Below are 6860 nucleotides of genomic sequence, written 5' to 3'. Positions count from 1 at the left end.
TTTTGTGGCAGGACTTTGACCTCCGCCTCTGCTTGGAACAGCCCTGCCATCAGCCATAATAACGTCACGAGCTGTAGCAGCAATACAACGGAAAATATTCTATGCCTCTGCAACCATCGCCATACTGCACATACTTTTCTTTTACTTCTCATTGATGATCCGCCTTTCGGGACAGCCACAGTTTATGACTGCAGGCCATATAATCCCGTATTATAAAGTTGATTATAGCATGCCCTGTTGCTACCTGCCGTTTACAGCGTTCCGCCCTGCTGGACCTGGCCCTTGAAATCGCCCGGCAGTTGTTGTGATTTCCGCTTCTTCTTGTCGCGCAGCCAAAGCGCCAGCACGCCGCCGCAGGTTGCAAGAGATACCAGCTCAGCCGCTCTCCACAGGAGCGGCTCTTTGTATTCTATCGAGATCGCACCGCTGTACCCGCCGGGGACGGTGATTTGCAGCAGGGAATTTTCCGTCATTTCCAAGGGGAACTGCGTACCTTCCGTATCCTGTGCGTAATAATTGCCATAATCATAAATCGGAAGAACCACCGTAGCTTCTTCGTCGCTGTTATTTTCCAGCGTGATGTATGTCACGCCATCGACTTTGTCGTACCATTTGACCACCAGCGATTGCTGATCCGACTGCGGGCGGATGCGGTTTCGATCCACCGCTCCCGGCAGAAGATATTCCCCGGTTCCGATAGAATTTTTGTTTTGAGGAATTGCCGTATAGAATGTTTCCTGGGTTCGGACCTGATACAGGTTATATCCAAACAGAGCCGTGTAGAGTACAGCCACCGTCGTCAAGCCAATCAGTACCGGCTTATACACCGCAGGTTTCCACTTTCTCAGAACTTCCAGCGAAACTGCTGCCGCCACGCTTAGCAGCATCGTTGCAATCGTCAGGTATCTCCACGGGAACTGCGGCAAAGTAAGCACTTTATGAAGAAATGTTCCTTCCACATGGCTCAGCAAGCTGTTCCAGGGGAACAAATTCCACGCAAACAAAACGCAGATGCCGCTCATCAGCAATGCACACTGCATTATAAGCTTCTTTCGCGGATATTGTTTGCCCCAACAGTCCTGCCGTCAAAAGCGCCCCCAGCACCATGGCCGCCCCTAAGGTTCCCAGCGAATTAGAGTCCTTCTGGCCAGAGAACAGTCCCAACATCTGGTACAAAGACGTTCCGTTTGTCTGGAAATCTGTCGCAAAGCGTTTGGTAACTTCAATATCCTGCGTCGCCATTGACCACAGCATTGGAATAAGGAACCAAAGGCTCAGTTCCAACGCCACCAGTGCCGCTTTTGCCAAAGCCAAAAGTGTGCTGACTCTAAACGTCCTCTTCACAGCCAACAAGCAGAAAAATGCAAGGAACAAACAAACCAATTCAAAAGAGATCACATGGCACTGCACAATGCCCGCCATTCCCACCGCCAATGGCAACCAGTCTTTCCAGGTAGCTTTTTCATGGGTATAGATCGCATAGACTCCCCATATCACCAACGGCAGCCACATCATGGCTGTATACTCGCCAACTGCAAAGCGCAGAAACACATTTACCAGCCGGTAGCCTGCCAACAAATAAAGCGTCGTACCCGCCACAGCCGCTTGGATCGAAAGATTCAAATGCTTCAATCCCTGATAGCAAAATACACAGGTAAGCGCAGTTACCACTACAGCATAGATCTTATAGCAAAGTTGCAGCGGAACCATACAGTTGTAAAGTATTGCCGGGAGATACAAAAAGAGATCGCAATAATATAGCGGTGAAGCATAGCCAAACCCGTTGATGGCATTTGTGTACAGTCGCACGGGGAATTGTCCTGCTTCCATGGAATAAGCCACTTGAACGATTCGTGTCAAATGAAAGGAACGGTCATCACCTTTCAATAGCCCATCACCAAAAAGTGGAAAACAAGCCAGCAGGCAAACCAATGTAAGAAGCAGCAGTACCCGATGCGTCCTACAGAACCTGCGGCAGCCTCTCACCCCTTCTGCAAAGAGACAGAGTCCCCCAGCATCCACAGCGGCAAAAATCAGCAGACAGGCCAATAAGCGCACCACCCGATAGCTCCACTGTTCGTGCAAGACAATGCTTTGGATCGTGAAATCACAGTCACCTTGAGGCGTGATTTGCACAACAACGTCCGAAGCATCCGCCCCCAGTGGTACCCATATGCGCCCTTCTGCCGTATAATCTGCGCCACGCATCAGGACCTCGTCGCCGTGCACCAGCTCTTTGAGGCGTCTGTCCTCCAGTGTTACCCGCGCAGCCGTTTCTCCTGCGGTGTCAGAGTCCGTTTCATACGCGATTTCCATTTTATAGGCCCCGGATTTTAACGCAACGGGTTCAGAAAGCAGCACCGGCAATTGAGCATCCTGCTTATCCGCTGACTCTTTGAACTCCGTTGCTACTTTTACCTGCAGCCCATTGTCGGTCAACTCTGCCGTGTATTCATCCGGGTAATCACTACTGTTCTTTTGGGCCGATTCTCCAAAATTTTGTGGCAGGACTTTGACCTCCGCCTCTGCTTGGAACAGCCCTGCCATCAGCCATAATAACGTCACGAGCTGTAGCAGCAATACAACGGAAAATATTCTATGCCTCTGCAACCATCGCCATACTGCACATACTTTTCTTTTACTTCTCATTGATGATCCGCCTTTCGGGACAGCCACAGTTTATGACTGCAGGCCATATAATCCCGTATTATAAAGTTGATTATAGCATGCCCTGTTGCTACCTGCCGTTTACAGCGTTCCGCCCTGCTGGACCTGGCCCTTGAAATCGCCCGGCAGTTGTTGTGATTTCCGCTTCTTCTTGTCGCGCAGCCAAAGCGCCAGCACGCCGCCGCAGGTTGCAAGAGATACCAGCTCAGCCGCTCTCCACAGGAGCGGCTCTTTGTATTCTATCGAGATCGCGCCGCTGTACCCGCCAGGGACGGTGATTTGCAGCAGGGAATCTTCCGACATCGTCATCGGCCACTCGGTGCCTTCGGTATCCACTGCATGATAATTGCCATAGTCGAATATCGGCAGCGTGACCGTTGCTTCTGCATCCCCGGTATTCTCCAATGTGATGTGGGCTATGCCGTCCGTTTTGTCATACCACTTGATCTGCAAGTCAGCATTTTCCGATTGAGGTCGGGCGTAATTCAGGTCCGCATCACCCGGCAGTTTGTATTCTGCCATGCCGATGGTGTTTTCGTCCCGCGCAATAGGATCATATTTGACGACCTCTGTACGCACTTGAAAAAGATTGTAGCTAAACAAAGCCGTATACAACACCGCCGTGGACAGCAAAAGAGTCTGGGCCTTTCGGTACAGTTCGGGCCGGTTTTGCTGTAAGATATGCAACGCCGCAGCAGCCGCCACTACCAGAAGAATCGTGCTGATCGTCAAATATCTCCAGGGAAATTGCGCCAGAGCCAAAATTTTATGGACAAACGTTCCTTCCACGTGGCTCAGCAGGCTGTTCCAGGGGAATGCATTGAGAGCGAATACAGCCGACAAAACGCCCAGAAGCAAACTGCATTGTAGCAGTCGAAGAACATTTTGAGGAAGCCGCTTCCAACGGGCCCGTTGCGCCAGCACAAAGACAGCGATCAGCGTGCCGATCGTCACAGCGGCACCAAGCGCCCCCAGTGAGTTGCTGTATTTCTGGAAAGGGAAAAGCTCAAGCAGTTGATTTAGGGATACCCCGTTGCTCTGAAAATCTGCCGGCAGCGCCTGCGTGCCCAGAATTTTCTGAGTTGCCATCGAATGCAGCATCGGGATCAGGAACCAGGCGCAGAGCGCCACACAGGTTCCTGCAGCCTTGCAGAGCGCGCCCAAACGTGAAATCTTGAAAGTTTCTTTTGCACGAAGCAGGCAGAACATCAGCAAAAACACGCATGTGATTTCAAAAGAGATCACATGACAGAGCACAAGCCCCGCCATGCCGACCGCCAGCGGCATCCATTGCCTCCAGGCAGGCTTTTGGTGCGTATATATTTTGTACATTCCCCACACGAACAACGGCAGCCAGGTCATTGCGGTATACTCCCCTACCGCTGCCCGCATATGCACATTGCACAACCGATAACCTGCAAGCAGATACAACGCTGTTCCTACCACAGCGATCTCTTTGTGCTTGAGAATATGACGCAGGCTTGTGTAACTGATCGCAGCAGTGGCCGCGGTCACCAGTACGCCATAGATTTTGTAGCAGGTCTGCAGCGGCAGCATACAGTTAAACAGAACAGCCGGAATGTACAGGAAAATATCGCAGTAATACAGCGGTGCTGCGTAGCCATACCCGTTGAGCATATCGGTATACATGCGAACCGGGAACTGCCCTTCCTGCAAACTCTGCGCAAGATGCGCGATACGCGTGAGGTGGAAATCCATATCGTCACCCCACAAAATCCCGTCGCAGAAAAACGGCAGACAGGCAAGCAGGCATACCAGTCCCAAGGCAAACGGCACTTTATACCGTCGCAGAATATCCGACGGTTTGCCCATATTCCCGGTAAAAAGCCAAATTCCCACAAAGTCCACTGCCGCAAACAGCAGGAGAAAGCCCAGCAGCCGGACCCAGCGGTAAACCGGCTGTTCTTCCACAAGAATTTCCTCAATTTGAAAGTTGCACTCCCCCCGCGGGGTCAGAGTCAATTCCACGTCCTGTGCATTGGCCCCTAACGGCACCCACAGCCGTGTGGTCACCTCATTACCGGCGCCATCCAGCGTCATACTTTCGTTGTACACAAGCTTGGTAAACCGCGGCTCTTTGAGCTGGATCTTTGCCGCTTCCGTGCTGGGCGACGTCGAATCTGCTGTATAGTGGACCGTCACCAGATAGGCACCGGACCGCAGCGCAAAGCCGTCTGACTTCAGCGCAGTCAAAACAGTTTCGTTTGTATCATCCTCAATCGAAAGCCGCTTGACATCGTCCGCAATAGTAAAGCGCATCGCTTCGCCATCCACTGCGACTTGATATTCATCACCTGCCGCAGAGGAGATCGCCTCTGTAAAGTTTTGTGCTGTCATCCGTACCGAGTATGCCGGCCGAAACAATCCTACCGCTAAAAACAGCAAAAACAAAACCTGAATCAGCAGGATTATACTGAGAAGGATATGCTTTTGGACCCACTCTTTCCATTCCATGATCCCCTTGCTGCGCATTTCTGTGCCGCCCTTCTTTATTGAGTCATTTTTACTTTCTGTGTCGCGTTTCTTTCCAATTATACCAACGACAGGACCACTTTTCAACCGCTGCCGCCATCCCATGCTTGTGTACGCCCGCCGCCTATGCTATAATAAGCCTATTGCGCCCGGTTCGTGCGGCGCGGTAATTTGCTTTGCGTGGCAGCCAGCTACGCGGAAGGAGTAATAAAAGTGAAGAACAGTGAAAAGACGCTGGATATGATCGTCAACCTGTGCAAAAACCGCGGGTTCATCTATCCCGGCAGCGAGATCTACGGCGGCCTGGCCAACAGTTGGGACTACGGCCCCCTGGGCGTTGAGTTCAAGAACAACGTGAAGAAGGCCTGGCTGAAGAAGTTCGTGCAGGAAAGCCCCTACAACGTCGGGCTGGACGCCGCCATCCTGATGAACCCCCAGGTGTGGGTCACCACCGGCCACGTGGCCAGCTTCTCGGACCCGCTGCTGGACTGCCGTGCCTGTAAGAGCCGCCACCGCGCCGACAAACTGATCGCTGACTGCGAACAGGGCAAGAACGTGGATGTGGACGCCATGACTTTTGACGAGATGGACGCCTTTATCGCCAGCCATGAGGAAGTGGTCTGCCCCGTCTGCGGCAAGCACGACTTCACCCCCATCCGCAAATTCAACCTGATGTTCAAGACCGCCATCGGCGTAACCGAGGATTCCTCCTCCACCTGCTATCTGCGGCCGGAGACCGCGCAGGGCATCTTCGTGAACTTTGCCAACATCCAGCGCACCACCCGCCGCAAGCTGCCCTTCGGCGTCTGCCAGGTGGGCAAGGCGTTCCGCAATGAGATCACCCCCGGCAACTTCACCTTCCGTACCCGCGAGTTCGAGCAGATGGAATGTGAGTTCTTCTGCAAGCCGGACACCGACCTGGAATGGTTCGCCTACTGGAAGGACACCTGCAAGAACTGGTTGCTGAGCCTGGGCATCAAGGAAGAGAACCTGCGCCTGCGCGACCACGAGCCCGCCGAGCTGGCTTTCTACTCCCGCGCCACCACCGACATCGAGTACGCCTTCCCGTTCACCGACTGGGGCGAGTTGTGGGGCATTGCGGACCGCACCAACTACGACCTGACCCGCCACCAGGAGGCTTCCGGCAAGAGCCTGGAGTACTTCGACCCCGAGACCAACGAGCACTACATCCCCTACGTCATCGAGCCGTCCCTGGGCTGCGACCGCGTGGCGCTGGCTTTCCTGTGCGAAGCCTACGACGAGGAGCACATGGTGGACGCCAAGGGTAAGGAGGACGTGCGCACCGTGCTGCGCCTGCACCCGTTCTTGGCGCCCTTCAAGTGCGCGGTGCTGCCGCTGTCCAAGAAGCTGTCCGACAAGGCCATGGAGATCCGCAACGAACTGGCGAAGGACTTCATGGTGGACTTTGACGACGCGGGTTCCATCGGCAAGCGCTACCGCCGCCAGGACGAGATCGGCACGCCGCTGTGCATCACGGTGGACTTCCAGACTGTGGGCGACGACAAGACCGAGGCCGACAACTGCGTGACCGTCCGCGACCGCGACACGATGGAACAGGTCCGTATGCCCATCAGCGAGCTGAAGGACTACATCGCCAAAAAGATCGCGTTCTGATTTTCCTTTTTTAGTCAGAACCCCCGGCAAAGCCGGGGGCTTGGGTTAGCCCTAGAAGGGCATAA

The 6860-nt window shown here is 53.6% G+C and carries 4 protein-coding genes; 1 reads left to right on the top strand and 3 read right to left on the bottom strand.

Going from position 1 to position 6860, the window contains the following annotated elements:
• Positions 1 to 251: 251 nt before the first annotated feature.
• The 3 genes from Q0526_RS10835 to Q0526_RS10825 form a co-directional block, all read right to left on the bottom strand.
• Positions 252 to 1040, bottom strand: coding sequence for a hypothetical protein (locus Q0526_RS10835; protein WP_298733432.1), 789 nt, complete (start codon positions 1038 to 1040; stop codon positions 252 to 254).
• Positions 937 to 2649 carry a hypothetical protein gene (locus tag Q0526_RS10830; protein WP_298733430.1) on the bottom strand — a complete coding sequence of 571 codons (1713 nt, stop codon included), beginning with the start codon at positions 2647 to 2649 and terminating at the stop codon, positions 937 to 939. The genes Q0526_RS10835 and Q0526_RS10830 overlap by 104 nt, the downstream gene beginning before the upstream one ends.
• Before the next feature lie 99 nt (positions 2650 to 2748).
• Entirely contained in the window at positions 2749 to 5160 is a 2412-nt protein-coding gene (locus Q0526_RS10825; RefSeq protein ID WP_298733428.1) for a 6-pyruvoyl-tetrahydropterin synthase-related protein, read from the bottom strand.
• A 213-nt stretch (positions 5161 to 5373) separates the two neighbouring features.
• Here Q0526_RS10825 and Q0526_RS10820 point away from each other — a divergent pair, with 213 nt between their 5' ends.
• Entirely contained in the window at positions 5374 to 6795 is a 1422-nt protein-coding gene (locus Q0526_RS10820; RefSeq protein ID WP_298733426.1) for a glycine--tRNA ligase, read from the top strand.
• Positions 6796 to 6860: the final 65 nt, after the last annotated feature.

This window comes from uncultured Subdoligranulum sp. (assembly GCF_937890665.1).
This window is presented reverse-complemented; position numbering and strand designations above follow the sequence as displayed.